The sequence below is a fragment of the Halorubrum sp. SP3 genome, from assembly GCF_005435195.1.
GTDB lineage: Archaea > Halobacteriota > Halobacteria > Halobacteriales > Haloferacaceae > Halorubrum > Halorubrum sodomense.
In genome coordinates, this window is sequence record NZ_SGTU01000112.1 from 1 (window position 1) to 1,193 (window position 1,193).

The window sequence follows — 1,193 nt, forward strand, 5'->3', positions numbered from 1 at the left end:
ATGAGGCGGGCGTCGCGTTCTGACATCCTGATACTATTTATCGTACTAGTAGTTTCATATTATAAAACTATCGTAACCGAACGGATTCAGCGCGGGCTATTCCAGTTTTCTACGGAATCAGACGTTTTTAACCAACTCTCGGTGGAGCTTAATCCCCCAAGACGCCTATTTCGCCGCGAGTAAGCGTCAACACCCAAGAATTAAACAGGCAAATCTCGTAGCTTACTGACGTAATGGGTACTCGGGACAACGAAAACGACACCGCGGTCGACGCCGATACCTTCCAGCAGTGGGTGAAACACACCGCGGAGTCCCGAGGTATGACGGAACACGAACTCCTGAACCAACTTGTTTCCGCATTCTGGGCCCTCGACGAGATGGGCGACATCGCCCTTGATTCTGCGTCTGCTCCGGGAAACACAGCGTCAGAGAAGGACCAAGATTGGAACCCGCCTCGGGGGAGACCAACCGAGAACGATGCGCCGTCTGAAACGGAGACGCCGGGCAGCAACGAGGCGTCCACACCGAATTCATCGGACTCGGAGTCGGGAGACCGAATCAGCCCGGACGACCTCGACCCTCGAGATGACCTCAGCCCGACAGAGGTCGAACTCACCAGACGGGTCGCCGAGATGCGACGGCAGGTCGCTGACCTCTCGCTCGATGTCGAGCAGCAGCGATCCAGACAAGAGGAGTTTACTGACCGGCTTTCCGACGACGTGACCCGGCTTCACAGCGAGATCCAGTCGCTCGAATCTCGCGTGGATCAGGATGACGGCGATTTAGCAAACCGAATCGACTCCGTCGAAGCGAGGCTTGAAGACGTTGAAGAGACGCAAGCCGAGTTCGAGACGTGGATCGACGAGGAATTCGATCAGATCGAGGCCCTATTTAGCCAAATCCTTGATACGGTTCGTGAGTTTGACGGCCGGGTGACCGACCTTTCGAGTTCCGTCGATACCATGGTTGACGCCAAACAGGACCGCGAGGCGCTCGACACGCTCCGAAAGCAGGCGGTCCGAAAGGGAATCGATACCGGACGCTGCGAAAACTGCGACATGACCGTCGATCTGTCGATGTTGTCGGAGGCGTCGTGCCCCTCGTGTGATAAACAGTTCCGGGACATCGAAGCGTCGACGCCGTGGAACCCATTCTCAAAACCGACACTCCGGACTAACGGTCGACCCTCCCCG

The 1,193-nt window shown here is 56.6% G+C and carries 1 pseudogene; it reads left to right on the top strand.

Annotated features, from left to right (window positions below):
- Positions 1-233 precede the first annotated feature (233 nt).
- Positions 234-1,193, top strand: a pseudogene (locus EXE42_RS15700) (hypothetical protein); the annotation flags it as partial.